Source organism: Planococcus sp. TJ-307 (assembly GCF_058268435.1).
This window is the reverse complement of record NZ_JBZDOJ010000002.1, coordinates 970,272-996,118: the sequence shown is the minus strand read 5'-3', so window position 1 is coordinate 996,118 and position 25,847 is coordinate 970,272. Positions and strand designations below refer to the sequence as shown.

Annotated in this window: 26 protein-coding genes and 1 other annotated feature; of the genes, 23 read left to right on the top strand and 3 right to left on the bottom strand. The window is 44.3% G+C overall.

Annotated features, from left to right (window positions below):
* The first annotated feature begins 26 nt into the window (after positions 1 to 26).
* From AC4EHK_RS11305 to leuS, 3 genes are all read left to right on the top strand, one after another.
* Positions 27 to 719 (top strand): CoA transferase subunit A, encoded by a 693-nt coding sequence (locus AC4EHK_RS11305; protein WP_490978881.1) that lies wholly within the window; start codon positions 27 to 29, stop codon positions 717 to 719.
* Between the two features lie 18 nt (positions 720 to 737).
* The gene (locus AC4EHK_RS11300; RefSeq protein WP_490978880.1) at positions 738 to 1,391 is read left to right on the top strand and encodes a 3-oxoacid CoA-transferase subunit B; all 654 of its coding nucleotides are present in this window, start codon (positions 738 to 740) and stop codon (positions 1,389 to 1,391) included.
* Between the two features lie 44 nt (positions 1,392 to 1,435).
* Positions 1,436 to 1,643 (top strand) — a binding site (T-box leader).
* A gap of 41 nt (positions 1,644 to 1,684) precedes the next feature.
* The gene (gene leuS, locus AC4EHK_RS11295) at positions 1,685 to 4,096 is read left to right on the top strand and encodes a leucine--tRNA ligase (protein WP_490978879.1); all 2,412 of its coding nucleotides are present in this window, start codon (positions 1,685 to 1,687) and stop codon (positions 4,094 to 4,096) included.
* 243 nt (positions 4,097 to 4,339) lie between these two features.
* Here the strand turns inward: leuS and AC4EHK_RS11290 are convergent, their stop codons facing one another.
* Positions 4,340 to 5,623 carry a BaiN/RdsA family NAD(P)/FAD-dependent oxidoreductase gene (locus AC4EHK_RS11290; protein WP_490978878.1) on the bottom strand — a complete coding sequence of 428 codons (1,284 nt, stop codon included), beginning with the start codon at positions 5,621 to 5,623 and terminating at the stop codon, positions 4,340 to 4,342.
* A gap of 127 nt (positions 5,624 to 5,750) precedes the next feature.
* On the opposite strand from AC4EHK_RS11290, the gene AC4EHK_RS11285 reads away from it, so the two are divergent.
* Positions 5,751 to 7,355 carry a putative polysaccharide biosynthesis protein gene (locus AC4EHK_RS11285; protein WP_490978877.1) on the top strand — a complete coding sequence of 535 codons (1,605 nt, stop codon included), beginning with the start codon at positions 5,751 to 5,753 and terminating at the stop codon, positions 7,353 to 7,355.
* A gap of 10 nt (positions 7,356 to 7,365) precedes the next feature.
* Positions 7,366 to 8,079: a pseudouridine synthase gene (locus AC4EHK_RS11280; RefSeq protein WP_490978876.1), complete on the top strand. Its 714-nt coding sequence runs from the start codon at positions 7,366 to 7,368 to the stop codon at positions 8,077 to 8,079.
* Positions 8,080 to 8,119: 40 nt separating this feature from the next.
* On the opposite strand, the gene AC4EHK_RS11275 is transcribed toward AC4EHK_RS11280, so the two are convergent.
* Entirely contained in the window at positions 8,120 to 8,341 is a 222-nt protein-coding gene (locus AC4EHK_RS11275; RefSeq protein ID WP_146557686.1) for a DeoR family transcriptional regulator, read from the bottom strand.
* Between the two features lie 302 nt (positions 8,342 to 8,643).
* Between AC4EHK_RS11275 and pepV the strand changes: the two genes are divergently transcribed.
* From pepV to AC4EHK_RS11245, 6 genes are all read left to right on the top strand, one after another.
* Positions 8,644 to 10,017 (top strand): dipeptidase PepV, encoded by a 1,374-nt coding sequence (gene pepV, locus AC4EHK_RS11270; protein WP_490978875.1) that lies wholly within the window; start codon positions 8,644 to 8,646, stop codon positions 10,015 to 10,017.
* Positions 10,018 to 10,034: 17 nt separating this feature from the next.
* Complete coding sequence (gene dat / locus AC4EHK_RS11265) at positions 10,035 to 10,883, top strand: D-amino-acid transaminase (protein WP_490978874.1); 849 nt, start codon at positions 10,035 to 10,037, stop codon at positions 10,881 to 10,883.
* A gap of 86 nt (positions 10,884 to 10,969) precedes the next feature.
* Complete coding sequence (thpR, locus tag AC4EHK_RS11260; RefSeq protein WP_490978873.1) at positions 10,970 to 11,506, top strand: RNA 2',3'-cyclic phosphodiesterase; 537 nt, start codon at positions 10,970 to 10,972, stop codon at positions 11,504 to 11,506.
* 97 nt (positions 11,507 to 11,603) lie between these two features.
* Positions 11,604 to 12,512, top strand: coding sequence for a diacylglycerol/lipid kinase family protein (locus AC4EHK_RS11255; RefSeq protein WP_490978872.1), 909 nt, complete (start codon positions 11,604 to 11,606; stop codon positions 12,510 to 12,512).
* Between the two features lie 22 nt (positions 12,513 to 12,534).
* Positions 12,535 to 13,185 carry a tRNA (guanosine(46)-N7)-methyltransferase TrmB gene (gene trmB / locus AC4EHK_RS11250; protein WP_490978871.1) on the top strand — a complete coding sequence of 217 codons (651 nt, stop codon included), beginning with the start codon at positions 12,535 to 12,537 and terminating at the stop codon, positions 13,183 to 13,185.
* Positions 13,186 to 13,207: 22 nt separating this feature from the next.
* Entirely contained in the window at positions 13,208 to 14,062 is an 855-nt protein-coding gene (locus AC4EHK_RS11245; protein WP_490978870.1) for a YtnP family quorum-quenching lactonase, read from the top strand.
* Between the two features lie 30 nt (positions 14,063 to 14,092).
* On the opposite strand, the gene AC4EHK_RS11240 is transcribed toward AC4EHK_RS11245, so the two are convergent.
* The gene (locus AC4EHK_RS11240; RefSeq protein WP_490978869.1) at positions 14,093 to 14,407 is read right to left on the bottom strand and encodes a PepSY domain-containing protein; all 315 of its coding nucleotides are present in this window, start codon (positions 14,405 to 14,407) and stop codon (positions 14,093 to 14,095) included.
* Positions 14,408 to 14,676: 269 nt separating this feature from the next.
* On the opposite strand from AC4EHK_RS11240, the gene AC4EHK_RS11235 reads away from it, so the two are divergent.
* From AC4EHK_RS11235 to AC4EHK_RS11180, 12 genes are all read left to right on the top strand, one after another.
* On the top strand, positions 14,677 to 15,750 hold the full coding sequence (locus tag AC4EHK_RS11235; RefSeq protein WP_490978868.1) for a M42 family metallopeptidase: 1,074 nt from the start codon (positions 14,677 to 14,679) through the stop codon (positions 15,748 to 15,750).
* A 42-nt stretch (positions 15,751 to 15,792) separates the two neighbouring features.
* A complete protein-coding gene (locus tag AC4EHK_RS11230) occupies positions 15,793 to 16,311 on the top strand; it encodes a DUF84 family protein (protein WP_490978867.1) in 519 nt (172 codons plus the stop codon).
* Between the two features lie 59 nt (positions 16,312 to 16,370).
* The gene (locus AC4EHK_RS11225; protein WP_490978866.1) at positions 16,371 to 16,886 is read left to right on the top strand and encodes a hypothetical protein; all 516 of its coding nucleotides are present in this window, start codon (positions 16,371 to 16,373) and stop codon (positions 16,884 to 16,886) included.
* 12 nt (positions 16,887 to 16,898) lie between these two features.
* Complete coding sequence (locus AC4EHK_RS11220) at positions 16,899 to 17,216, top strand: thioredoxin family protein (protein WP_490978865.1); 318 nt, start codon at positions 16,899 to 16,901, stop codon at positions 17,214 to 17,216.
* Positions 17,217 to 17,281: 65 nt separating this feature from the next.
* Positions 17,282 to 18,097 carry a DUF1444 family protein gene (locus tag AC4EHK_RS11215; RefSeq protein WP_490978864.1) on the top strand — a complete coding sequence of 272 codons (816 nt, stop codon included), beginning with the start codon at positions 17,282 to 17,284 and terminating at the stop codon, positions 18,095 to 18,097.
* On the top strand, positions 18,094 to 18,702 hold the full coding sequence (ytpR, locus tag AC4EHK_RS11210; RefSeq protein ID WP_490978863.1) for a YtpR family tRNA-binding protein: 609 nt from the start codon (positions 18,094 to 18,096) through the stop codon (positions 18,700 to 18,702). Before AC4EHK_RS11215 ends, ytpR begins: the two co-directional genes overlap by 4 nt.
* A 7-nt stretch (positions 18,703 to 18,709) precedes the next feature.
* The gene (locus tag AC4EHK_RS11205; protein ID WP_490978862.1) at positions 18,710 to 21,259 is read left to right on the top strand and encodes a DNA translocase FtsK; all 2,550 of its coding nucleotides are present in this window, start codon (positions 18,710 to 18,712) and stop codon (positions 21,257 to 21,259) included.
* Between the two features lie 152 nt (positions 21,260 to 21,411).
* A complete protein-coding gene (murC, locus tag AC4EHK_RS11200; RefSeq protein WP_490978861.1) occupies positions 21,412 to 22,725 on the top strand; it encodes a UDP-N-acetylmuramate--L-alanine ligase in 1,314 nt (437 codons plus the stop codon).
* Positions 22,726 to 22,858: 133 nt separating this feature from the next.
* Complete coding sequence (locus tag AC4EHK_RS11195) at positions 22,859 to 23,350, top strand: DUF948 domain-containing protein (protein ID WP_490978860.1); 492 nt, start codon at positions 22,859 to 22,861, stop codon at positions 23,348 to 23,350.
* A gap of 38 nt (positions 23,351 to 23,388) precedes the next feature.
* Positions 23,389 to 24,210 (top strand): YtxH domain-containing protein, encoded by an 822-nt coding sequence (locus tag AC4EHK_RS11190; protein WP_490978859.1) that lies wholly within the window; start codon positions 23,389 to 23,391, stop codon positions 24,208 to 24,210.
* A 15-nt stretch (positions 24,211 to 24,225) separates the two neighbouring features.
* Positions 24,226 to 24,555, top strand: coding sequence for a bacillithiol system redox-active protein YtxJ (gene ytxJ, locus AC4EHK_RS11185; RefSeq protein ID WP_490978858.1), 330 nt, complete (start codon positions 24,226 to 24,228; stop codon positions 24,553 to 24,555).
* 170 nt (positions 24,556 to 24,725) lie between these two features.
* On the top strand, positions 24,726 to 25,811 hold the full coding sequence (locus AC4EHK_RS11180; RefSeq protein WP_490978857.1) for a bifunctional 3-deoxy-7-phosphoheptulonate synthase/chorismate mutase: 1,086 nt from the start codon (positions 24,726 to 24,728) through the stop codon (positions 25,809 to 25,811).
* Positions 25,812 to 25,847 lie beyond the last annotated feature (36 nt).

Here is a 25,847-nt window from a genome sequence, read left to right as displayed (position 1 = left end):
TGATAAGGCAGAGGGGGCATAATGGAATGAAACCGATTTACAGTTCTGCAAAAGAGGCAGTTGAACAGATCCAGGACGGCGCTACGATTATGGTAGGCGGGTTCGGATTAGTGGGAATACCTGAACAATTGATTTTAGCACTAGTGGACAAAGGGGTTACCGACCTAACCGTCATTTCCAATAACTGTGGAGTCGACGAGTGGGGATTGGGCCTATTATTGAAAAATAAACAAATCAAAAAAATGATTGGTTCATACGTAGGTGAAAACAAAGAGTTCGAGCGCCAAGTATTGTCGGGCGAAATCGAAGTGGAATTGACGCCGCAAGGAACACTTGCTGAAAAAATGCGTGCAGGCGGAGCGGGAATTCCGGCATTCTTTACACCAGCCGGCGTTGGCACAACTGTAGCTGAAGGAAAAGAAATCCGTGAATTCGATGGCAAAGAGCATGTACTTGAGCATGCTTTAAAAGCTGACTTTGCGCTCGTTCGCGCGCACAAGGCTGATAAAATGGGCAACTTGGTTTACAACAAGACGGCCCAAAACTTTAATCCGCTGGCAGCCGCAGCTGGTAAAATCACCATTGCGGAAGTAGAAGAAATTGTGGAGATCGGCGCTATTGATCCGAACCATGTTCAAACGCCAAGCATCTACGTTCAAGGTTTGCTTCAGGCAACGCAGGAAAAACGCATTGAACGTCTAACGACGCGCACTGTTTAGGGAAGGGTGGAGAAAATCGTGGACAAACAATTAGTGAGAGAACGAATTGCAAAGCGAGCCGAAAAAGAAATCAAAGATGGCGATTACGTCAACCTGGGAATCGGCATGCCAACTTTGGTAGCCAATTTCATTTCTGACAACAAAAGCGTTGTGCTTCAATCAGAAAACGGACTTTTGGGAATTGGGCCCTATCCGACTGAAGACCAAGTCGATCCAGACTTGATCAATGCCGGAAAAGAAACGGTTACCACCATTCCAGGATCTGCGTTCTTTACAAGTGCAGAATCCTTCGCGATGATCCGCGGTGGACATATCGATGTGGCGATTCTTGGTGGCATGGAAGTGGCAGAAAACGGCGACTTGGCCAACTGGATGATCCCTGGAAAAATGATCAAGGGCATGGGCGGTGCGATGGATTTGGTCCATGGTGCGAAAAAAGTTATCGTTATTATGGATCATGTTTCCAAAGACGGTTCCGCCAAAATCAAAAAGCAATGCGACTTGCCGCTGACGGGCAAAGCCGTGGTCAATAAAATCATCACAGAACGTGCCGTCATCGAAGTGACTGAAGCGGGACTTGTGTTGTCAGAAGTATTTGAAGGCTTTACGGTCCAGGACATCATTGATTCGACAGATGCACCATTAAATACCGACAATGTCAAAGTCTCTTAAGCTATTGCCAAAAAACGGCGGCTCGTCTAAAATAGAGTGTATAACCAATGACAGTGAAGAGGACTAGTAGGTTGTGTGTTTTCCACAGAGAGCCGGCGTGTGGTGCAAGCCGGCAAAACACATGATTGAACTCGCCTTGGAGTCCGTGTATGTGAAACCAAGTAAGATACACCGTTTTCCGCGTTAAGGAATCAAGTTGAGCGAGCGATCGCTAATTTGGGTGGTACCGCGGGAAAAACTCCCGTCCCTTATGTATAAGGGACGGGAGTTTTTATTTTGAGGAGGAACAGGAAATGACATTCAAGCACAAGACAGTGGAGAAGAAATGGCAGAAATACTGGCAAGACAATAAAACATTCAAAATGGTGGATGATCCATCAAAACCGAAATTTTACGCATTGGATATGTTCCCGTATCCATCGGGCGCAGGACTTCATGTGGGTCACCCGGAAGGCTATACCGCAACAGACATTTTAAGCCGTGTGAAGCGTATGCAAGGCTATAATGTTCTTCATCCGATGGGCTGGGATGCATTTGGACTTCCGGCAGAGCAATACGCATTGGATACTGGAAACGATCCGGCAGAATTTACAGCTAAAAACATCGCGACGTTCAAGCGCCAAATTCAAGAACTTGGATTTTCTTATGACTGGGACCGTGAAATCAATACAACGGATCCTTCTTATTACAAATGGACGCAATGGATTTTTATCCAGTTGTACAATAAAGGCTTGGCATATGTGGACGAAGTGGCCGTTAACTGGTGTCCGGCACTGGGTACAGTTTTAGCCAATGAGGAAGTAATCGACGGCAAATCAGAACGCGGCGGCCATCCGGTCGAACGCCGTCCGATGCGCCAATGGGTGCTCCGCATCACGGAGTACGCAGACCGTTTGCTTGAAGATTTGGATGAATTGGATTGGCCGGAAAGCCTGAAAGACATGCAGCGCAACTGGATCGGCAAATCGGAAGGGGCGGAACTGGAATTCCAAGTAGCTGATACGGAACATTCCTTCCGTGCATTTACGACACGTCCGGATACAATCTTCGGTGCAACTTATGCAGTCCTTGCTCCTGAACACAAATTGGTGGCTAGCATTACAACAGCTGATCAAAAACAAGCTGTTGAAAAATACATTGATGATGTCAAGACGAAAAGTGATTTGGAACGCACCGATTTGGCAAAAGATAAGTCGGGTGTTTTCACAGGTGCTTATGCGACCAATCCAGCAAGCGGCGAAAAAATGCCGATTTGGATTGCCGACTATGTCTTGGCAACTTACGGAACAGGTGCAATTATGGCAGTTCCGGCTCATGACGAGCGCGACTACGAATTTGCCAAGCAATTTGATTTGCCAATTGTGGAAGTTGTTTCAGGCGGCAAGATTGATGAAGAAGCCTATGCAGGGGACGGCGAATTAATCAATTCCGATTTCTTGAACGGTTTGAACAAGAAAGAAGCCATTGCAAAAGCCATCGACTGGTTGGTTGAAAAACAAGTCGGTGAAAAGAAAATCACATATCGTCTACGCGACTGGTTATTTAGCCGCCAGCGCTACTGGGGTGAACCGATTCCGATTATCCACTGGGAAGATGGTACGATGACTCCGGTAGAAGACAAAGACTTGCCGTTGATGCTGCCGGTAACGACAGACATCAAACCGAGCGGCACAGGCGAATCACCGCTTGCCAATATCGACGAATGGGTTAATATCGTCCATCCGGAAACCGGCATGAAAGGGCGCCGAGAAACCAATACGATGCCGCAATGGGCAGGCAGCTGCTGGTATTACTTGCGCTTTATCGATCCGACCAATGACGAAATGCTGGCAGATCCGGAACTCTTGAAACGCTGGCTGCCGGTTGACGTCTATATCGGCGGTGCCGAACACGCTGTGCTTCATTTATTGTATGCGCGTTTCTGGCATAAAGTGCTTTACGACATCGGTGTGGTCTCGACCAAAGAACCGTTCCAGAAGTTGTTCAACCAAGGCATGATTTTAGGAGAAGGCAACGAAAAAATGTCGAAATCAAAAGGCAATGTTGTCAACCCGGACCAAATTATCGAAAGCCACGGGGCAGATACATTGCGCATGTATGAAATGTTCATGGGTCCTTTGGAAGCTTCCATTGCCTGGTCGACAAACGGCTTGGACGGCTCCCGTCGATTCCTGGACCGCGTATGGCGTTTGTTGATGGACGAAGAACAACTAAGTGCGAAAGTTACTGAAGCGAATGATGGCAAGCTGGAGAAAATTTATCACCAGACTGTTAAAAAAGTGACGGATGATTTCGAAGGATTGCGTTTCAATACAGCGATTTCGCAAATGATGGTCTTCATTAACGAAGGCTACAAAGTCGATTCGATTCCAAAAGAATATGTAGAAGGTTTTGTCAAACTCTTGTCGCCAATCGCACCTCACGTAGCAGAAGAACTGTGGGAGAAATTGGGCCATGAAGGATCAGTTTCATATGAAAACTGGCCGCTATACGACGAGTCGAAACTTGTGGACGATGTCGTAGAAGTCGTCGTGCAAGTGAACGGCAAAGTGAAAACCAAGTTGACGATCGCCAAAGACAGCACCAAAGAAGAACTGGAAACAGCAGCGCTGGCAGACGAACATGTCCAAAAAGCTGCAGACGGCAAACAAGTACGCAAAGTCATCGTCATTCCAGGGAAATTGGTCAATATAGTTGTAGGGTAAAAGAAAAGCGAAGTCTTCCGGTAGCCCCGACAGGCTTAAGGCGGATCGGCGAAGCGGCGCATTTTGCCGCACAGCCGGTCTGACTTAAGACCCCGAGGGGCTGGAAGACGGAGTCTGGACAAAGAAAAGCGAAGTCTTCCGGTAGCCCCGACAGGCTTAAGACGGACCGATGTAAATAATAAAAAAGAGTCAGACTGGAACTTCTTCAGTCTGACTCTTTTTGGGTTATCGATGTTATAGTCCTTAAACGCCGTTTTCAACCAGGCTTTCTTTCGCAAACTGCGCAGCGCTTCGGCCGGCGACATTGCCAGTCACCAGTGCTGAGGTGATGTTATAGCCGCCTGTATAACCGTGGATATCCAAAATTTCACCGCAGAAATACAATCCGGGTTTCTTTTTGGAAGCCATCGTTTTTGGTACGATTTCTTTAATGGAGACGCCGCCGCCAGTGACAAACGCTTTTTCAATCGACTGTGTGCCGTTTACGAACATTGTGAAAGCCGTCAGTTGCTGGGCAAATGTTCGCACTTTGTCGCTGGACAATTCTGTGCCGGTCATTTGTGGATCGATGCCTGCGCGTCCCAAAAGAAACAGCAGCCACCGCTCCTGAGCCAGGCTTTTCCAAACATTTTTCACCGATTTTTTCGGTTCGTCTTTCATCATCTTAACGAGCAGCTGAAAAGCAGATTCTGCATTTTCGTCAGGCATCGAGTTGATGCTCATTTCAACAGGCTCTCCGCCATTTTTTTTCATTTCCTTGACAACGTACTGGCTGCAGCGCAAAACAGCGGGACCGCTCAAGCCGAAATGCGTAAACAGCATGTCCATCTGGTGGGTCACCAGCACTTTGCCTTTTTTGTTCAAGACCGTTACAGCTGCGTCGCGCAGCGCAAGGCCTTGAAGCTCGCGGCTGACGATAAATGATTCTTTTGACAACAAAGGCACTTCGGTTGGGTATAGATCGGTTACGGTATGTCCCGCTTTTTCAGCCCATGGGTAGCCATCACCCGTAGAACCGGTTTGTGGTACAGCTTTGCCGCCAACTGCCACGACAATTGCTTTGGCTGTGTATTCTTCGCCGGTATGGAGGCGTGCGCCTGTAATTCGATCGTCCGTCATTAATAGTTTCTTGACGGGTGAGTCGAGCAGCACTGTAACGTTGAGCCGGTCCATTTCCTTAAACATGGCCTCCGCCACATCTTGTGCCCGGTTGGAGACCGGAAACATCCGGCCGTGGTCTTCTTCTTTTAACGCAACACCAAGACCTTCAAAAAAGGAAATGATGTCTTCGTTATTGAATACGGAGAACGGACTGTGCAGAAAACGCCCGTTCCCTGGAATATGTTTCACAATTTCGTCAAGCGGTAGGCGATTGGTTACGTTGCAGCGGCCGCCGCCGGAAATAATTAATTTTTTTCCAAGTTTTTTTCCTTTTTCAATCAATAAAACCTTTTGGTTGTTGGAAGCTGCGGCAATTGATGCCATTAAACCGGAGGGACCCCCGCCGATGATTATAACGTCATACATAAATAAGAACTCGCTTTCGTTTTTCTCTCAGTATACACGATGAGGCGAAACACGTTGAGTAATTTCATCTATAGGTGTAAACTATCGTGTAGATTGCTTTTATCATGAACAAGTCAGGAAGTGCAAAATGTCATCATTAATCAAAGGTACAGCCATTTTAACATTAGGTTTATTGTTATCGAAAATCCTTGGCGTTATTTATATTATCCCGTTTTACAGCATGGTGGGAGAAGACAATATCGGTCTTTATCAATACGCCTACATTCCGTATAACTTGATGCTGGCTTTGGCTATTTCAGGTGCTCCAATCGCATTTTCGAAATTTACCGCCAAATATAATTCTCTTGGGGATTATGAAACAGGTAGGCGATTATTAAAGTCAGGCTTGCTGACAATGATGATTACCGGCTTTGTTTCTTTTCTATTGCTTTATCTTTTTGCGGAACCGCTTGCTCGTCTCACGATCTCTGAAGACGAACGCATTTATTCGGTTGGAGACGTTACCGATGCGATTCGCTGGGTCAGCTTTGCGCTGATAGTCGTACCGTTTATGAGTCTTTGGAGAGGCTTTTTCCAAGGTTATAATTACATGATGCCAACCGCTGTTTCACAGCTGGTCGAGCAGATCGTCCGCATTATTTTCTTATTGGGCGGGGCTTTTGTTGTCATTTATCTATTTGACGGCACACCCAAAACAGCGATTCAGTTTGCTGTCTTGTCTGCGGCAATCGGGGCGCTTGGCGGAATTGTCACTCTGGGCTATTTCTGGAAAAAGAAAAAGCCGGAGTACAATCGTCTGCTGGCAACTTCGGTTGAATCATATGATGTTAAGTTGCGGGATATGTATAAGGAAATATTGGTTTATGCAGTCCCGGTTATTTTCCTCGGCATTGCCAATCCGCTGTTCCAGTTCGTCGACTTAATGACCTTTAACCGGGCGATGAGCTCCGGGGGCAACTTCTCGGAAATTGACTTGCTCGGAATTCTGAACTTGACTGCCCACAAATTGGTCATGATTCCGGTTATGCTGGCCACTGGTTTTTCCATGGCCTTGATTCCATTAATTACGAAACATTTTACGCGAAATGAACATCTTCAAGTGTCACGGACATTGGACCAATCGATCCAGCTTATGTTATTCCTGACGTTGCCTGCAGTTATCGGCATGACAATGCTGTCGGATGAGTTGTACCATGTGTTCTATGAAGTCAGTGACGTAGGCTCTGAAATTCTGGCACATTATTTGCCGGTTGCCATCCTGTTTTCGGCATTTCCGGTAACGGCGTCAATCTTGCAGGGAATCAATAAACAAAAATGGATTATCATCAACTTGTCTACTGGACTTCTGCTGAAAGCAATTTTGAATACACCACTGATCGAGCGTTTTGAAACAGACGGTGCAATAGCAGCAACCATCATTGGATATTTGGTAGCCATCGGCATGAACATGTTGGTTATTGTCAAAACCATGAACTACCGCTCGCAGATGGTGGGAAGACGCGTTATCCTGATCGTCATCTTAAACTTAATCATGGCGGGAGCAGTTTACCTGGCATTGTCAGGATTGGATCTGTTTATCGGCATGGATAGTAAATTGCAATCATTGCTGCGCATCATTCTGGTTGGAGGCGTTGGCGCAATCGTCTATGGTTATCTTGGATTGAAGACCGGGTTGGCGCAAAAGTTGTTGGGCTCAAAAATAACAAGAATTACCCGGAAATTCGGCTTTTAGGAGTGACACAATGCGTTTAGACAAATTCCTTTCCAATATGGGCTACGGCTCTAGAAAAGAAGTTAAGATCCTGCTGAAGACAAAAGCGGTGGAAGTAAATGGAGAAGTTGTTCGTGATCCGAAAGTGCATGTCGATGAACATGCCGACATCGTGCTAGTAGGCGGAGAGGCTGTTGTTTACACCAAGTTTATTTACTTGCTGATGAACAAGCCGCAGGACATCATATCGGCGACAGAAGATAAATACGATCAGACGGTCATCGATTTGCTGGACGAACAAGAACAGCATTTTGAGCCATTCCCGGTAGGACGTCTGGATAAGGATACCGAAGGGTTTCTGCTATTGACAAATGACGGGAAACTGGCACATGAATTATTGTCTCCTAAAAAACATGTGGACAAAACTTATTATGCGTTGATTGAAGGGCGGGTTACGGAAGAGGATGTAGAGGCATTCGAGAAGGGTGTGGCGCTTGACGATGGCTATGTAACAAAGCCAGCCACCCTGAACATTCTGGAAAGCGGTCCAATTTCCAAAATTGAATTGACCATTACGGAAGGCAAGTTCCATCAGGTGAAGCGGATGTTCGAAAGCGTTGGCAAACGTGTAGTCTACTTAAAGCGCTTATCGATGGGGCCATTGAGCCTGGATCCCGATCTGGAGCTTGGGGAATACCGCCATTTGACGGAAGAGGAAGTTACGAGTTTAAAACAAAGAAAATGACCGCATAGCTGCGGTCATTTTCTTTGTTTAGGAAATCTTTTTAGGACGTCATTTTCACTTTTCGTTGCGTCGTTGTCCATTTGCCCCGAGTTGGACTGATCACCAAGTCGTTAAAGGCTAACACATTCAAATCTCTTTGAATGGTGCGAGGAGTGATGCCGAATTCGTCGACAAGATCTTGCGTCGTTACAGTCCCATTTTCGAGAATGTACTTATACATATCTTTTATTCGAATGAGCATGCGGTCGGTTGTAGGTTTCATATTAATAGAACCACTCCTTCATCTTTTTTCCCATTGGCAAAGACAAGCGGACGATATGCTGATGCTTATACAGCAAGTTTATGATGGATGCCAAAGACAGCCCCTTTTCCTAAAAGATGTGTCAATCTTACTAATCTGACAATTTGATTATAGCGGAAAAACATTTTGGATTCTATCATTTTCCATTATTTTTACTTAAAAATTACAATTGAAAGACAGAATTTTTTGTGTAAATTACCGGCAAATTCTTTAATTTCCTGAAAAAAGGTGTACAATAGCGATAACAAAAAGGAGTGTGAAACATGGATTGGCTGTTAGAAGCAAAAAAGCGCGAGAAAATTATGCTGAGTGAATTGCAGGAGTTGATCGCGATTCCCAGTGTATTGAGTGAAGAAACAACGCCAACAGCTCCTTTTGGTAAAGAAGTCAAAGAGGCATTGGATTGGTTTTTAGAAAAAGGTAAAGCTCACGGATATTCCGTGAAAAATGTGGCGGACGTTGCCGGTCATCTTGAAATTGGGCAAGGCGAAGAGCTGCTTGGAATTTTAGGGCATGTTGACGTGGTGCCGGCAGGCGAAGGATGGACAAAAAATCCGTTTGGCGGGGAAATTCAAGGGGGCCGTCTTTACGGACGTGGAGCCATTGATGACAAAGGTCCTACGATCGCGGCATGGACGGCATTGAACATGCTGAAAGAGTTGGACGTAGAATTTACAAAGCGTGTGCGTTTAATTATCGGCACAGATGAAGAAAGCGGCTTCCGCTGTATGGACCGCTATTTTGAAACAGAGGAAATGCCTGGTTCAGCTTTTGCACCGGATGCGGATTTCCCCATCATTAATGCTGAAAAAGGCATCGCCAGTTTGAATTTTTCAACTTTCTCTATACATGAAGATGCCATTTTGAAATCATTTATTGCCGGACATCGGACCAATATGGTGCCGGATAAGGCAGTTGCGATTTTAGATGGGCAATTGGCAGAATGGCAGGAAGACTTTAAAGAATTTTGTTTAAAGCATGAAGTAACAGGCATTGTAGAGCAGCATAACGCGTCAACCGAATTGACTTTAAATGGCAAGTCGGCCCATGCGATGGAACCGGAAAATGGCATCAATGCGGGAGTTCTTCTAGCCTTGTTTTTGAAAGACCGATTGGAAGGCGACGGCCAAAAATTTGTTGAGTTTGTTGCGGATACCTTTTACAAAGATTCACGTGGCCGCAAGCTCGGCCTTGATTTTTCGGACGAACAATCTGGAGAAACGACGTTTAATGCGGGAATTATTCGGTTTGAGAAAAAGAAAACGGCCGTGATCACGGTCAGCATGCGCTATTCTGTCAGTTACCCGTTTGAAGAAAAGATGGCTGCTTACCAATTGAAGGATTTTGTATTGGACATTGCGTCTAATTCTCCTCCTCATTATGTGGACGAAAACGATCCGTTCATCAAGACGCTGCAAAGCGCATATGAAATACAGACAGGCAACAAAGCAGATCTCCTGACAATTGGAGGAGGCACCTATGCACGCGTACTGGATAAAGGTGTAGCATTCGGCATGCTGTTTCCTGGGGAACCAGATGTTGCACATCAAGCGGATGAATTTGTCGACATCGACAATTTAATTAAAGCAACTGCGATTTATGCAGAAGCGATTTATCAATTAGCTTGCAAAAAATGAGGAAAGAGGGAATGGATATGGATTTGATTTTGCACAATGGAGAGTTTATTCGTGAAGAGGAATTGGTGATTTCGAAGGAAGACCGGGGCTATCAGTTTGGAGACGGAATTTATGAAGTAATTCGCGTGTACGACGGAAATTTGTTTACAGCAGAAGAACATATTGACCGTTTCTATGAAAGTGCGGATAAAATAAAAATCGTCATTCCTCACACAAAAGATGTGTTTCACAAGATGATGTATGACTTTGTTGAAGTGAATAATATTACTAATGGCCAAGTATATGTACAAATTACGCGTGGGGCTGCAGAGCGCCAGCACCAGTTCCCGACCCAGTCAGAGCCTGTCATTACCGGCAATACTAAATCAGTAGAGCGTCCAGTTGCAAGCATGAAATCCGGTGTAAAAGCCAAGTTTATCGAAGATATCCGCTGGCTGCGCTGCGATATCAAGAGCTTGAATTTGCTCGGCAATGTATTGGCAAAACAGGAAGCTACTGAAGAAGGGTTTTTCGAAGCCATTCTGCACCGTGGTGAAACAGTAACAGAAGGCTGTTCATCAAACATGTACGGCATTAAAAACGGCACTCTTTATACGCATCCGGCTAATAACCTGATCTTAAACGGTATTACAAGAAGGGTCATTCTTGAGCTATGCAATGAATTGGATATACCGGTAGAGGAAACGGCATTCACCAAAACCCAAGCACTTGAGATGGATGAATTTTTCATGTCTTCTACGACAACTGAAGTGATGCCGGTTGTTGAAATCGGCAGCCAAAAAATCGGACAGGGCGTACCTGGAGACTTGACCCGCAAACTGCAAACCGCATTTGAAGCTCGCATTGCAGTAGGCGTAAAATCTTAAACGCAAGATATAGAGAAAAAACGTGATTGGCTCCGGCCAGTCACTATTTTTTTGTGTCTGGGCACATGGTAAACTGAAAGCAGGTGATGACAATCAAACCTCATTATTTTATTGGAATAAAAATTCCATTGGAAATCGCGGGAAAGTTGGACAAAGAACGGCATTCATGGAATTTGCAAAGCCACAAAAGGCAGACGCCTCCAGAGGATATGCACATGACCCTGTTGTTCATTGGGGAGGATGTATACGGTGACATTGATCAAATTGAGAAGTTGCTGTCTAGTATCCGACGGTCGCCGTTTCATGTGACCATTGATGGCATCAAAACCTTCGGCAATCCTTCCACTCCGCGGATCATTTATGCTTCGCTGGAGCACAGTGAAGAGCTGGAAGCCCTGCAGCGGCAAGTACTGGAGTCTCTTGAACGGCTTCAAATTCAGTTTGATCCAAAAGCGTTTGTCCCGCATATCACTTTGGCCAGCAAATGGGCTGGGGGTACTCCTGGGGAACCGCAACTTTCAATCAACAAGATGCCGTTTGAAGTAACGGAGTTTTCATTGTTTCAAATTGCGCCAAAAGGAAATCCCCGTTATCAAAAAGTAGCGAATTATCTGTTAAGGTAGGCTCTTCAAATAGAGAGTCCTTGTGAAGTAACTTTGCGAGTGGTCAAAACCGGAGTGCAATTTCAATCGTTTCTAATACGTCTAAAGGCGAGTGCTTATGAAAACAGTCTTTATTATTAATCCCGCAGCGGGCAATGGCAGAGCCTTAAAAAAATGGCAAGGTTTTGAACGGACAATTGGCTTTCCATTTGAGCAAGTCATTACGCGCTTCCCGGGGCATGCTACTGAAATAGCTGCTGGCTACCGGGGACTGCAGGAACCTGTCTTAGTGATTGGGTTTGGCGGCGACGGCACTTTGCGTGAAATCATCGTAGGCGCTGCCGGCAGCAAAAATTTGATTGTGGGTTCCGTGGCAGCAGGATCCGGCAATGATTTCACCAGAGCTTATGGTGCATTTAAGGACGCATCAGCGATTGAAAAATTTCTCGAAAAGCCTTCCTTCCGCAGAGAAGATCTTGGCCAATTCACCAATGGGGCAAGAAGTCAGTTCGTCAGCAGCTCAGGTATTGGGTTTGACGCAGAGATCAGCATTGCCGTCAATCGATCCGCTATCAAGAAAAAACTAAACCAATTGGGCATTGGAAAACTGGCGTATGTCCTTTATGTGGTCAAGACCTTTCTGAAATTCGAAAAGTTCACCTTGTCCGTAGAAGTCGATGGCCGCATGATTACCTATAAGGATGTCTGGCTGGCAACCGTCAATAATCAGCCGTATTTCGGGGGAGGGATGAAGATTTCTCCTGCATCAAAAACGGACGATGGATTGCTTGAATTGACAGTCGTCCACCACATTTCGCGTTTGAAACTATTGCTGGTTTTTGGTACGGTATTTAGCGGAGCACATACACGTTTTAAAGAGGTCAGTCAGATGAGCAGCAAGGAATTCCGGCTGTCGACTGATAAGCCCGTTTGCCGGCACGTTGATGGTGATGATGCCGGCCTGAGCCCTCCAAACGAAATGGTCATTTATTCGATCAGTCCGTATGATTGGAAATCAATAAATTAATCGAATAGAAAGAGGATGAAACATGAGATCACGTTTTAAACCATGGGCAGCAGATTTAATCGATACGCATCCGGAGATTGTCATTCCGGACCCAGAACAGCAAAAAGGAAAATGGCAAGAGGTTTTCGGCAATAAAAATCCGCTCCACATCGAAGCTGGAACCGGCAAAGGCCGCTTTATTATTGGCATGGCAAAAGCTAATCCAACTATCAATTACATTGGCATCGAACTGTTCGACAGTGTGATTGTCACAGCTTTGGAAACTGTTTTGGAAGAAGAACACGGCATCCCCAACTTGCGGCTTTTGAAAGTAAATGCCAAAAAAATCGCCGAGTATTTCGAAAAAGGGGAAGTGGACAGGCTGTACTTGAACTTCTCGGATCCTTGGCCGAAAAAACGCCACGCCAAACGCCGTTTGACGCACGAATCTTTCTTGGAACTTTATGAAGCTGTATTGCCGAAAAATGGAGAAATCCACTTTAAGACGGATAACCGGAAACTCTTTGAATATTCGCTTACGAGCATTTCTGATTATGGTATGTTATTAAAAGAGGTTTCTTTGGATCTTCACGCCAATGAACCCGAATGGAACATCATGACGGAATACGAAGAGAAGTTTTCGAAAAAAGGACAGCCGATTTACCGGATGGAAGCACAGTTCTCAGTTAGTTAATCATGACAAGGGGGAAAAGGGAATGCAGAAATTTCAATTTCACGACATGGTTTTAACGTGGCTTGATGGGGGAACGACTTTTTTGGATGGCGGCACGATGTTTGGGGTAGTGCCAAAGGTCATCTGGTCTAAACGTTATCCAGCCAACGAACAAAATCAAATTGAATTGCCGACACACCCGATACTGGTGCAGTTTGATGGCCATAATATTTTGATCGACAGCGGTTTGGGAGACGGCAAATTAACAGATCGCCAACTGCGCAATTTAGGGGTTTCCGAACAGTCACGGGTTGAAGCGGATTTGGCTGAGCTTGGTTTGGCAGTCGAAGATATTGATACTGTTTTGATGACGCATCTTCACGGAGACCACGCAGCAGGTTTGACAAAGTGGCAAGGCGACGACTTGGTATCGGTTTTTCCGAATGCCAAAATCCATGTGTCTGCAGCAGAGTGGAATGAAATGCAGCACCCGAATATCCGTTCACGCAACACATATTGGAAAGAAAATTGGGAACCAATTGTTGGACAAGTGGAGACGTTTGAAGGCGAAAAAATCTTATTTGACGCTATCACATTAATTCATACCGGCGGCCATTCGGATGGCCATAGCGTCATCAAAATGACTAGCGGCAATGAAACCATCTTGCATATGGCGGATATTATGCCAACGCATGCCCATCAAAATCCATTATGGGTATTGGCATTTGACGATTATCCAATGGACTCGATTTACGCAAAAGAAAAGCTGATGAGGGAAGCGCTGGAAAAAGGCTACTACTTCAGTTTTTACCATGATGCCTATTATCGCATCTTAAAATGGAGCGCAGACGGCAAAGAAATCGTTGAATCGCTTGTTCGCAAAGAAAAAACAGTATAACAAAAAAGGAGCCAATTGGCTCCTTTTTGTTTACACTTGTTTTACTTCGATCACTGCACCGGTGAAGGCATCAGCCAAAAATTCGAATTGTTGAAGTTCGTCTTCTTTGTGGCGAGTGATGCCGCCTTTATAGACCTCAGTACTTAACGCGTGTTGCTTATAAGGCTCGGTTTTCATGAAAATCCAAGAGCCATCGATTGGGCCTTCTTCTTTAAATGCAGATTTGACTTCTTTCAAGACGTCATCTGCCGGGTATAGTGTTTCCTTGCGATCGTACAATTCTTTGACCAAATAGGCTGCTGCTACGCCGGTAGCAAATCCAATAAGTAAATCACGATTATTCACGAAAATCCCTCCTCTGATTACTGGATAAATTGTACCATAAATATTTTGAAGGGCGAAATGAAAGCATTGAAGATCCAATTCTTTCGAAAAACGAAATATAAAACTGGAAATTATCTGATAAAAGCTCTAAACTGAATAAGAGTAGAGATGCTAACATTGAAGACAGATTTAAAGAATCACGCCAGATAGACTTTGTTTTCCAAACTATCCAAAATAACATACGATGCATGATAAAGAATCTGCTTGACTTACATAGGAGGAATTTTGATATGAATACTGAAACACGTGAAATGTTTAAAACCTTAACGGAATTGCCGGGAGCTCCAGGCAGTGAACACGCAGTTCGCAAATTTATGCGGCAAGAACTGGAGAAAGTATCCGATCGTCTGATCCAAGACAATTTGGGCAGCATCTTCGGTGTCAAAGATGGACAACAGGACGGACCTCGCATTATGGTTGCAGGCCATATGGATGAAGTAGGATTTATGGTCACGCAAATTACCGATAACGGCATGCTTCGTTTTCAGACGTTAGGCGGCTGGTGGAACCAGGTAATGCTGGCGACGCGCGTTGATATTATTGCTGGCGAAAATGTCATTCCTGGTGTGATCGGCTCGATTCCTCCGCACCTGTTAAGTGATGAACTTCGCAGCAAACCAATGGAAATAAAAAATATGCTGATCGATATTGGAGCGGATGATAAACGAGACGCGTTGTCAATGGGCATTCGTCCAGGACAGCAAATCGTACCGTTCAGCCCCTTTACACCCATGGCAAACGACAAGAAAATCATGGCTAAAGCTTGGGACAATCGCTATGGCTGCGGATTGGCAATTGAACTTTTAAAGGAATTAAAAGATGAAAAATTGCCGAACCAATTATTTTCCGGTGCAACAGTTATGGAAGAAGTCGGTTTGCGCGGAGCTCAAACCGCTGCCACAATGATCAAGCCAGATTTATTTTTCGCGCTTGATGCCAGCCCGGCGAATGATGCGACAGGCGACAAAAATGAACTCGGACAGCTTGGGCAAGGAACTTTATTGCGCATTCTCGACAAAAGTATGGTGACACACCGTGGCATGCGTGAATTTATCTTGGACACTGCTGAAACACATAATATTCCTTATCAGTACTTTGTCTCACAAGGCGGTACAGATGCAGGGCGTGTGCACACAGCGAACGAGGGAATTCCAAGTTCGGTTATCGGCATCTGTTCCCGCTATATCCATACTTCGTCGTCTATTATCCATACAGATGATTATGCTGCAGCTAAAGAGCTGTTGACAAAATTAGTCAAAGCGACTGACCGAACGACGCTAGAAACCATCAAACAAAATGTCTGAAAAGTGCCTGCGGGCTCTTTTTTTTGGAAAGGAACGGTGGAGATGAAAAAAATTCGTGCAGCAATTGCCTCAAAAAATCCGGCGAAAATCAATGCAGTATCAAGTGTATTTAAAAATTTGGAATGGACCATTGATTTATCCGCTGTAGATGCGGAATCCGCTGTTTCAGCGCAGCCTTTCTCGCAGCAGGAAACGCGCCAAGGGGCAGTAAACAGAGCAAACACGGCCTTAGGCGATTTTGATTTTGCGATTGGCTTAGAGGGTGGTGTTTACGAAATGGATGGAGTTCTTTATTTGTGCAATTGGGGAGCTCTCGCTACGCAGGAGGGGCACTTGTATACGGCGGCCGGTGCTCAACTTCCGTTGCCAGAAGAAATTGCAGCCCAACTCAAGAACGGCAAAGAACTCGGTCCAGTTATGGATGACTATGCCAATGAAAGCGGCATTCGCCACCATAAAGGCGCAATTGGAATTCTGACAGATGGGCTGGTCAATCGGGGAGAAATGTTTAGCCACGTCGTTAAACTGCTGGTTGGGCAATACCAGCGAAACAGCGATTAAGTTGCATGTCCTAGTAAACACCTTTAAAATAAGGAGCAGTAATGTTAGGGGGAATAAGTGTGCCTCGGTATGGATTGATTTTTATGCTGCTTGTGCTGACGGCTGGGTTGGCTGCATGCACTGCAACACCAGAAGAGCAGATTGTAAAGGGATTGGCTGACGCGCAAGACGCGTTTGATGCAGAGCCAGAAAACACGAATGATACAGCAGGGGCAACAAGCTTGTATGTGCCGAATGGTTACAGCGTTGAGGAACCTTCTGACGGCTTTGCCAGTTTGATTACCAAAGGCAACGATTCTTACACTTTGCTAATCAATCCAAATGAAGGAGCTGCCAGTACTTTTTTCTATGACCTTCAAAAAGCAGATACGGAACAGCTCTGGGTAGCCGACGAAACGTTTCAGCAAAACGGCCGTTTCGGATTTGCGACAGTAGAAGAAATTGCGGAAGACCAGTTGGAACTTGTGGTCAGCGCCGGCGGTGTTAAACTTACGACGGTTACCACAGAAAGCGAAATCCCACAAAATATGGACTGGATGATGAAAACAGTCCGTTCAATTGATAGTGACGAATAGGAGAGCAGCACAATGAAAAGCTTACAATCAACAGAAGAATTTCATGAATTGACAAAAGAATCTGCAGCAATTTTCATGTTTACAGCAGGCTGGTGTCCGGATTGCCGTGTCATTGATCCTATTATGCCTGAAGTCCAAAAAACGTTCCCGGATTATACTTTTGTATCCGTAGATCGCGATCAGTTTATTGATTTGTGCATCGAACAGGACGTCTATGGCATTCCAAGTTTTTTAGCTTATGCAAATGGACAGGAAACTGGACGTTTTGTTAGCAAAGACCGCAAAACACAAGCAGAAATCGAAGGATTTATTTCGAATTTGCCAAAATAATAATAAAAACGGTTCGCCTAGACTAGGCCGAACCGTTTATTTATGAAAGCGAGGCCAAAACAACGATGAAATCTACTGAACTTTTTAATATACTTAGAGAACGGATGCCAAGCCGTCAATTGGAATGGCGCTATGACCGTGAAACTGAAACAGCTCACATCCATCACCAGGAAATAGGCAAAGGCATGAGCATCTCTTTGCCTCAAGTAATCAATCGATTTGAAGCAAGAGGCGACACTGCCATCGAAGAAATTGTCTACACGATTACCGAAACCTTCGATGCAATGGAACGGGAAGCAAAAGGTGAAATGAAATCAACTGAGCATATTTTTCCCGTCATCCGCTCAACTTCGTTTCCGACCGAATCCAATGAGGGCCACAAGTTCATCACGGCTGATCATACAGCCGAAACACGCATTTATTTTGCCTTGGATGCCGGCACTACCTATCGCTTAATTGACGAAAATGTGTTAAATTCATTAAGTCTGTCAGAAGAGCAGATCAAGGAAATTGCGAAGTTTCAAGTGAAAAAACTGAAAACCGCTGTAAAAGAAGATCATGTTGCGGGCAATATCTTTTATTTTCTAAATGAAAATGACGGCTATGACGCTTCACGCATTTTAAATGAATCTTTCCTAAAAGAAATGAAAGCAAAAATTACTGGAGATATGACCGTGTCTGTGCCGCATCAGGACGTACTGATTATCGGTGATATCCAAAATGAAACGGGATATGACGTGCTCGCACAAATGGCCATGCATTTCTTTACAAATGGCAAAGTGCCGATTACTTCTTTGTCGTTCATTTATGAAAATGACGAACTTGAGCCAATCTTTATACTGGCTAAAAATAGACCGAATAAGGAGAACGATAAAAAATGAATGCATTTTATAATAAACACGGAATTGGCGACGTGCTGCTGGTTCAATTGCAAACCGAAACCCCAGAAAAAATTCATCCTGAGCAGTCGGGAGATGTAACATTAATCAAAGATGAGGCTGGCACAATTGCTGGATTTAATTTATTCAATGCGTCAAGCTATGCGGAATTTCCGGAAGGGGAGCAAGTAGAGCTGTCTGAAGGACTTGTCACAGCTTTACAAAACGCTCTGGCGAAAAATGACATCGATTTTACATTGGAAGTAGATTTTTCACCAAAACTTGTCGTGGGCTTTGTGGAAACAAAAGAAAAGCATCCAAATGCCGATAAATTGAATGTTTGCCAAGTGGCTATCGGTGGAGAGCAGCTGCAAATCGTTTGCGGCGCTCCAAATGTTGAACAAGGGCAAAAAGTGGTTGTGGCTAAAGTAGGGGCTGTTATGCCTTCAGGTATGATTATTCGAGACGCAGAACTTCGGGGAGTGGCATCGTCTGGAATGATTTGTTCAGCAAAAGAATTGGCTTTGCCGGACGCACCTCAGGAAAAAGGCATTCTGGTGCTGCCTGAAGATGCCGAAATCGGTTCAGCTTTTCAAGTAAAGGCGTGACCGCCATATGAGTTGGATTAAAAACGTATGGAATCGCATGTTTACAGACGACGCCGATGAAGCCGAAGAAGAAGTTGTCTATGAAACGCCGCCCCCGGCCGTCAAAAAAGAAAAAGCACCTTTTCGTTTTCCGTTAATCCCAGATGAGGAAAAAGATGATTTTATTCATGACGTAAAGCGCACAGAAAAGCGTCCCAAGATGCCGATCTTTGATGAACGTGAAAGAGAGATTCTTCGGAAAGAGTCTGTGCCAGTGGAAAAACCCATTATGGGACCAAAAGAGGCGCCCGTGCGCCCATCAGCTGCAGCGGCAAAACGGAAAGCCGCAGAACTGCCTGTCAATACGGCACGCCGTTTTGAACCAAGCCGCTCCGTATCATCGGTGTATGGCTATAATACGGCACGTCCTGCCCCAACTCAAAAACTGACAGAAGAAAGAGAAAGCAAATACAATCGTGAACTGCATGACGAAGCCATTCAAGAAAGAGCAAGAGCCGGCTGGCATAAACCAAGACCCGTAGTTGAGCATGAGTTTGCACCGATCTTTGATAAAGACCCAGAGACGCAGCAATCTGTTCATGACACTCCAGAAGAAATGCCAAAAACCGAAGAACCTCTTGCAATGGATAGGGTTGAAGTGAAAAATGTTGAATTGCCCTTATCCGAAGAGGACAAAAATACAGATGAAGCAACCCAGGTACATATGGAATCTCCAACAGTTGAAACTACAGAAAACCAAGAATTGGTTCCTGTGAATGAAACGGCATTGGAAGTAGGGCGAAATCTGGAACAACAGCAAGAACCAGATGTGGAAATTGATCTGGCGTCTGAGACAGAGCAAGAGCCGAAAAAACAATCCGAGCTGCCAAAACAGCCGAATCCAGAAATGCCATCACCACCTGAATTAACTGCCGAAACAAAAACGAAATCACAATATGCACCAAAGCGTGAAAAAACCGTGCCGTTCAATGTATTGATGCTTAAATCAGACAAAGAATTGCTGAAAAAAAAAGCTGAATCCCAACCGTCAGCCGCACCTATTCGCGAAACGGCTGAAGCTCCCGTGATAACCACGGAAAAAAAAACGGCAGATTCTAATGAACAGCCAGCATATGCGCTGAATGCAGTATCAGAAGCTGAAACCAAAGCGTACCAATTTCCCTTGTCTGAATACTTGATGGCGCCGGAAAATGACCGGAAAGACGAAGAATGGATGGAAGAGCAAGGGATGCGCTTGATCGAAGCTTTGTCTCATTTTCAAATCAGAGCTGAGATTTTAAGCACAGTCCAAGGGCCTGCCGTCACGCAATTCGAATTAAAAGTCGCCCAAGGAATAAAAGTCAGCAAAATACGCAATTTAGCTGACGATTTAAAACTGGCCTTGGCGGCTCGAGATATACGGATTCAAGCACCGATTCCTGGAAAAAGTTCGATCGGAATCGAAATTCCCAATCGTACAAGCCGTGCAGTGCGCATTTCAGAAATTATCGACAGCCCCGTATTCCAAGAGTCGGATTCTCCATTAGAAGCTGCACTCGGTTTGGATTTGACGGGGAAGCCGGTAACATTGGATTTGCGCAAAATGCCGCATGGCTTGATTGCCGGAGCGACTGGGTCCGGTAAATCCGTCTGCATCAATTCAATATTGGTCAGTCTATTGTATAAGTCATCGCCTAGAGATTTGAAATTGCTGCTGATCGATCCTAAAATGGTCGAGCTGGCACCATACAACCATATACCGCATCTTGTCAGTCCTGTCATCACAGATGTCAAAGCGGCTACGGCATCTCTTAAATGGGCAGTGGAAGAAATGGAACGCCGCTATCAGTTATTTGCACACAGTAGTGTTCGCGACATTAGCCGATATAACAAGCTAGTGAAAGAAAAAGGCGATTACGCACAACATCTGCCCTATATTTTAATTGTGATCGATGAATTGGCGGACTTGATGATGATGTCTCCTTCGGATGTTGAAGATTCCATTTGCCGCATTGCACAAAAAGCGCGTGCTTGCGGAATCCATTTGGTCATTGCCACGCAGCGTCCATCCGTAGATGTGATTACGGGATTGATCAAATCCAATATTCCAACGCGTATTGCATTTTCCGTTTCATCACAAGTAGACAGCAGAACCATCCTGGATTCTCAGGGGGCGGAGCGCCTTCTCGGAAGAGGGGACATGCTGTATCTTGGCAACGGGATGTCAGCACCTAGCAGATTGCAGGGCACATTCGTGACGGATGATGAAATTGAAAAAGTCATCGAACATGCCAGACAACAAGGTGAGCCTGAATACTTTTTTAAAGAAGAAGAATTGATCAAACGCAGTGAATCATCGGTTGAACAGGATGATTTGTTTGAAGAGGCTTGCCGTTTTATCATGTTGCAGGGCAGTGCGTCGACTTCTCTTTTGCAGCGGAAGTTTCATATTGGCTACAACCGTGCAGCCCGATTGATGGATTTGATCGAACAGCATGGCTTTATTTCCGAGCAGAACGGCAGCAAAGCCCGCTCGGTATTAATCACAGAAACCGACATTGAAGAAGTGTTTCATTAAAATATCAGGAACGATGATTCGAATATAAAGAATACTGACTCATTTCAAGCATTAGTAAATATGTGATATAATAATACATTATCTTCATCAGCTATAGAACTCGCTCTGCGATTTATGTAGACTAATTTTCAACTCCCACAGGAGGTTCATTTATGACAGTTTTACATTTTACCGGAATCAAAGGCTCCGGTATGAGTCCACTAGCACAAATCATGCATGATATGGGCGAACAAGTTCAAGGTTCAGATATCGAACAGCATTTTTTCACAGAAGACCGGCTTCGTGAGAGAGGCATCACCATCTTGCCTTTCGATGCCAACAATATTGAAAAAGATATGACTATAATTGCAGGCAATGCATTTGGTGATGACCATCCTGAATTGATACAAGCGCGTGATTTAGGTGCAACCATTATTCGTTACCATCAGTTTTTGGGTGACTTGATGAAGCAGTATGTATCTGTTGCTATTACGGGGGCACATGGAAAAACGTCGACTACAGGATTGATGGCCCACGTATTGGCCGGCTACAAACCTGTATCGTATTTAATTGGAGACGGAACTGGCGTTGGACAGGCAGATTCTCATTTCTTTGTGGCTGAAGCTTGTGAATACCGCCGCCACTTTCTTGCTTATCATCCGGATTACGCGATTATGACCAATATCGATTACGATCATCCGGATTACTTTACTGGAATCGATGATGTATTCAAAGCATTCGAAGAAATGGCTCAACAAGTAAAAAAATGCATCATTGCTTGCGGGGACGATGAATACCTTCAACAAATTCAGGCACCTATTCCAGTTGTTTACTATGGCTTTGGAGAAGAAAACGACTTCCAAGCAAGAAATATAGTGAAAACGACTGCAGGAACGACTTTTGATGTAGTGATCCGCAATGAATTTTTCCATACCTTTACAATTCCAATGTTTGGCGACCACGCGACCTTAAATGCGTTGGCTGTTATTTCGCTCTGCCATTATGAAAGTATCCCTGCTGATATTATTCAACAGCAATTTGAAGACTTTGAAGGCGTCAAGCGTCGCTTTACCCAGACATCAATTGGGGACCGTATTTTAATTGACGACTATGCCCATCATCCAACAGAAATCCGTGCAACCTTGCAATCAGCAAGCCAAAAGTATCCGGATCGGGAACTCATTGCGATTTTCCAGCCCCACACCTTTACACGGACGCAAACATTTTTGCAGGAGTTTGCCGATTGCCTCAACGAAGCAGATCATGTATATTTGTGCGACATTTTTGGATCTGCCCGCGAGAAAGCCGGCACATTGAAAATACAAGACCTGTCAGAAAAAATTGACGGCAGTCGTTTGCTGGAACTGAATGAAGTCGATCGATTGAAAGAGCATGGCAATGCCGTTTTCTTGTTTATGGGAGCTGGAGACGTCACCAAATTCCAAGAAGCTTTTGAAAATGAATTAAATACAGAAAAAACAGTTTAACTTTTGAGTTAAACTGTTTTTTTATGCAGGAATGTAATTATTTTTGTTGAATAATAATAGAGACCGTGTTTAATCCAAACTCATCAAGGGTAGAAATAGGATATAACATAATTCGTTAAGAGGAGGAAACAGGATGGATTGGCAAATCTTGCTTTACATTGCCGCGATCGTAGCCGCTATTGGATTCTTAGTTCTATGCGTAGCGTTGGCAATGACATTAAATTCGTTGAAAAACACATTAAAAGAAGTTTCAGGCACCGTAGCCGGTCTTGAAAATCAATTGCAGGGGGTTACGTTGGAAACAACAAATCTATTGCATAAAACAAATGAACTTGCTGAAGACATTCAAGTAAAGTCAGAGAAATTGAATGGTGTCGTCGATGCAGTGAAAGGCGTCGGCAACTCAGTTACTGATCTGAACTCTACTGTTCGCCACATCACTTCAAAAGTTGGCGTGCAAGTCGAACAAAACGAAGACAAAATTGCTCAAGTTGTTCAATGGGGCAATGTGGTCATGGGAATTCGCGACAAATGGAACGAGCGTAAAATTTATGAAACTCGTGCCAACGAAGCTTATGCACCAGTACCTGAACAAAAGAAATTGCCACATAACGAGCAATACTAAATCCAGCTCTACTAAAAAAATTAATGGAGGTAATATCAATGAGCAAAAACAAAGATTACTATACTCAATCCAATTTTAATGATTCACAGTATAACAAAGATTCTTATACACAGGGCAGCCAGAATTATCAGCAAAGCGATTACGTTCCACAATCATACGGTGCTTCAAACCGTTATGACGATCTTTATGATTACGAAGAGTCGGGCGGCGGTTCAAACTTTTTAATCGGTATTTTAGTTGGAGGAATCGTTGGAGCTGCAGCTGCTTTGTTCCTGGCACCTAAATCGGGCAAGGAGTTTCAAGCTGACTTGAAAACGCAAGCTACTACCTTGAAAGAAAAAGCGTCTCAACAAACGGATTCGTCAAATGATGATTCAACTGGCTTTGCACAGCAATTGAAAGATCAATCCACTAAAGTGGTTGATAAAGTGAAAAACATGAAAGGCGGAAACTCGCCTATGGACGACGGCACTGCTTCTTCCGAAGGCGAAGAGTCCATCGACATTCACTCAACTGTTCAAAACTCTGCAAACAAATCTGACAACAAAGGTTCTGATGCGTTCACGTCTACTGCCAATGCTTTGAAAGAAGCAGTTGAAGAAGTGAAGGAAGAAAAAAAATCAGATTCAGGTTCGTCAACAGCTGGCAATACAGGCAGCAGCACAAACAGCAACACAGCAAACGCAAGCAAAGGTCCAAACACGACCAGCAGCAACAACAACAGCAATAAATCATCAAACACAAGCAATAACAACAGCAACAAATCGTCAAACACAAGCAACAACACAAGCAATAAATCATCGTCAAATGCATCAAGCAACAGCGCATCAACAAGCAATAACTTCAACAAAAAGAATTAATCTGGGAGCGGTTAGATGAAAAACTTAGTGCAAGTAAACAGTCTGGATAGCTTAAAACAGGCAGTAGGACACAATCAGCATTATTGGTTGTTTAAGCATAGCAGTACGTGCCCAGTATCGGCTGAAGCATGGAATGAGTATAACGAGTATTGCTCGCTGCATCCAAACCAGATCTTTTTATATCTCGTAGTTCAAGAAGATCGGGAATTCTCTCAAGCAATTGAAGAGATTACGGGCATCAAGCATGAATCGCCTCAAGCATTCCATTTTACGAGCCAAAAAGTAGACTGGCACGCTTCCCACAACAAAATCAAAAGAGAATCGATGCAAGAATTTCTAGCCTGAAAAAAAGCCGAAGCCTTGATGCTTCGGCTTTTTTGATGCAGAAAATACTTTAGCGCGTTGAAGCGCTAAAATGTTTTTCGTGACTTTCCCGAATTGTTTGCTTATAATAGTCCTATCATGATAATATGAGTCACCTGATAAAGGTAATTCGCGAAAGGGGAAGTTAAAGAATGAGTAATTTAGAATTAGAGCAACTAAGAGAAAAAGTGGATGCAGTCAACCTGCAGATTCTGTCTCTGATCAATGAGAGAGCTTCCGTTATCCAAGACATCGGAAAATTGAAAGAAAAGCAAGGGGTTGACCGTTACGATCCGTTACGGGAACGCCATATGCTGAATTTGTTGAAAGATAATAATGACGGTCCATTAGAACAGAAGACCGTTGATCATATTTTCAAAGAAATCTTCAAATCGGCCTTAAATATGCAAGAAGAAGATACACGTAAAGCATTATTGGTTTCGCGTAAAAAGAAAGCCGAAGATACTGTTATCACGATTAACGGTGAACAAGTCGGTGCCGGTGATCCTTCCTTCATCTTCGGTCCTTGTGCAGTAGAATCACAAGAGCAAGTTTCAAAAGTTGCAGAAGCCATTGGAGCAAAAGGGTTGAAAATGATCCGTGGTGGAGCTTACAAACCGCGCACATCACCTTACGATTTCCAAGGTCTTGGATTAGATGGGTTGAAGATGCTGAAAAAAGCTGCTGACCAGTTTAATCTAGCTGTTGTTTCAGAAATCGTGACACCAGGACATCTTGAAGCTGCTCTTGATTATGTGGATGTGGTTCAAGTTGGTGCCCGCAACATGCAAAACTTTGAATTGCTGAAAGCAGTTGGTTCAATTAACAAACCAGTTCTATTGAAGCGCGGAATGTCGGCAACGATTGAAGAATTCATCAATGCTGCTGAATACATCATCGCTTCAGGAAACGAAAACATTATTCTATGTGAACGCGGTATCCGCACATATGAAAAAGCGACACGCAACACATTAGATATTTCAGCTGTTCCAATCTTAAAACAAGAAACGCATCTACCGGTATTTGTTGACGTAACTCACTCTACAGGGCGCCGTGACCTATTGTTGCCAGCTGCGAAAGCAGCTATTGCGATCGGGGCAGATGGCGTTATGGCTGAAGTTCATCCAGATCCAGCAGTAGCATTGTCTGATGCTCAACAGCAAATGGATTTAGGCCAATTCGATGAATACTACGATTCATTGATGAAATTCATGAAACAGTACGAAATGAAAATATAGTCTTGAAAAGCCGGACAAACTCCGGCTTTTCTTTTT

Coding starts and splice junctions, on each gene's coding strand:
- AC4EHK_RS11290 (WP_490978878.1), bottom strand. CDS start 5,623: ATGTATGACGTTATAATCATCGGCGGGGGTCCCTCCGGTTTAATGGCA.
- AC4EHK_RS11235 (WP_490978868.1), top strand. CDS start 14,677: ATGAATACTGAAACACGTGAAATGTTTAAAACCTTAACGGAATTGCCG.
- thpR (WP_490978873.1), top strand. CDS start 10,970: ATGACAATCAAACCTCATTATTTTATTGGAATAAAAATTCCATTGGAA.
- AC4EHK_RS11245 (WP_490978870.1), top strand. CDS start 13,208: ATGCAGAAATTTCAATTTCACGACATGGTTTTAACGTGGCTTGATGGG.
- pepV (WP_490978875.1), top strand. CDS start 8,644: ATGGATTGGCTGTTAGAAGCAAAAAAGCGCGAGAAAATTATGCTGAGT.
- AC4EHK_RS11190 (WP_490978859.1), top strand. CDS start 23,389: ATGAGCAAAAACAAAGATTACTATACTCAATCCAATTTTAATGATTCA.
- leuS (WP_490978879.1), top strand. CDS start 1,685: ATGACATTCAAGCACAAGACAGTGGAGAAGAAATGGCAGAAATACTGG.
- trmB (WP_490978871.1), top strand. CDS start 12,535: ATGAGATCACGTTTTAAACCATGGGCAGCAGATTTAATCGATACGCAT.
- ytpR (WP_490978863.1), top strand. CDS start 18,094: ATGAATGCATTTTATAATAAACACGGAATTGGCGACGTGCTGCTGGTT.
- AC4EHK_RS11220 (WP_490978865.1), top strand. CDS start 16,899: ATGAAAAGCTTACAATCAACAGAAGAATTTCATGAATTGACAAAAGAA.
- AC4EHK_RS11230 (WP_490978867.1), top strand. CDS start 15,793: ATGAAAAAAATTCGTGCAGCAATTGCCTCAAAAAATCCGGCGAAAATC.
- AC4EHK_RS11285 (WP_490978877.1), top strand. CDS start 5,751: ATGTCATCATTAATCAAAGGTACAGCCATTTTAACATTAGGTTTATTG.
- AC4EHK_RS11280 (WP_490978876.1), top strand. CDS start 7,366: ATGCGTTTAGACAAATTCCTTTCCAATATGGGCTACGGCTCTAGAAAA.
- AC4EHK_RS11205 (WP_490978862.1), top strand. CDS start 18,710: ATGAGTTGGATTAAAAACGTATGGAATCGCATGTTTACAGACGACGCC.
- AC4EHK_RS11180 (WP_490978857.1), top strand. CDS start 24,726: ATGAGTAATTTAGAATTAGAGCAACTAAGAGAAAAAGTGGATGCAGTC.
- AC4EHK_RS11275 (WP_146557686.1), bottom strand. CDS start 8,341: ATGAAACCTACAACCGACCGCATGCTCATTCGAATAAAAGATATGTAT.
- ytxJ (WP_490978858.1), top strand. CDS start 24,226: ATGAAAAACTTAGTGCAAGTAAACAGTCTGGATAGCTTAAAACAGGCA.
- murC (WP_490978861.1), top strand. CDS start 21,412: ATGACAGTTTTACATTTTACCGGAATCAAAGGCTCCGGTATGAGTCCA.
- dat (WP_490978874.1), top strand. CDS start 10,035: ATGGATTTGATTTTGCACAATGGAGAGTTTATTCGTGAAGAGGAATTG.
- AC4EHK_RS11195 (WP_490978860.1), top strand. CDS start 22,859: ATGGATTGGCAAATCTTGCTTTACATTGCCGCGATCGTAGCCGCTATT.
- AC4EHK_RS11215 (WP_490978864.1), top strand. CDS start 17,282: ATGAAATCTACTGAACTTTTTAATATACTTAGAGAACGGATGCCAAGC.
- AC4EHK_RS11255 (WP_490978872.1), top strand. CDS start 11,604: ATGAAAACAGTCTTTATTATTAATCCCGCAGCGGGCAATGGCAGAGCC.
- AC4EHK_RS11305 (WP_490978881.1), top strand. CDS start 27: ATGAAACCGATTTACAGTTCTGCAAAAGAGGCAGTTGAACAGATCCAG.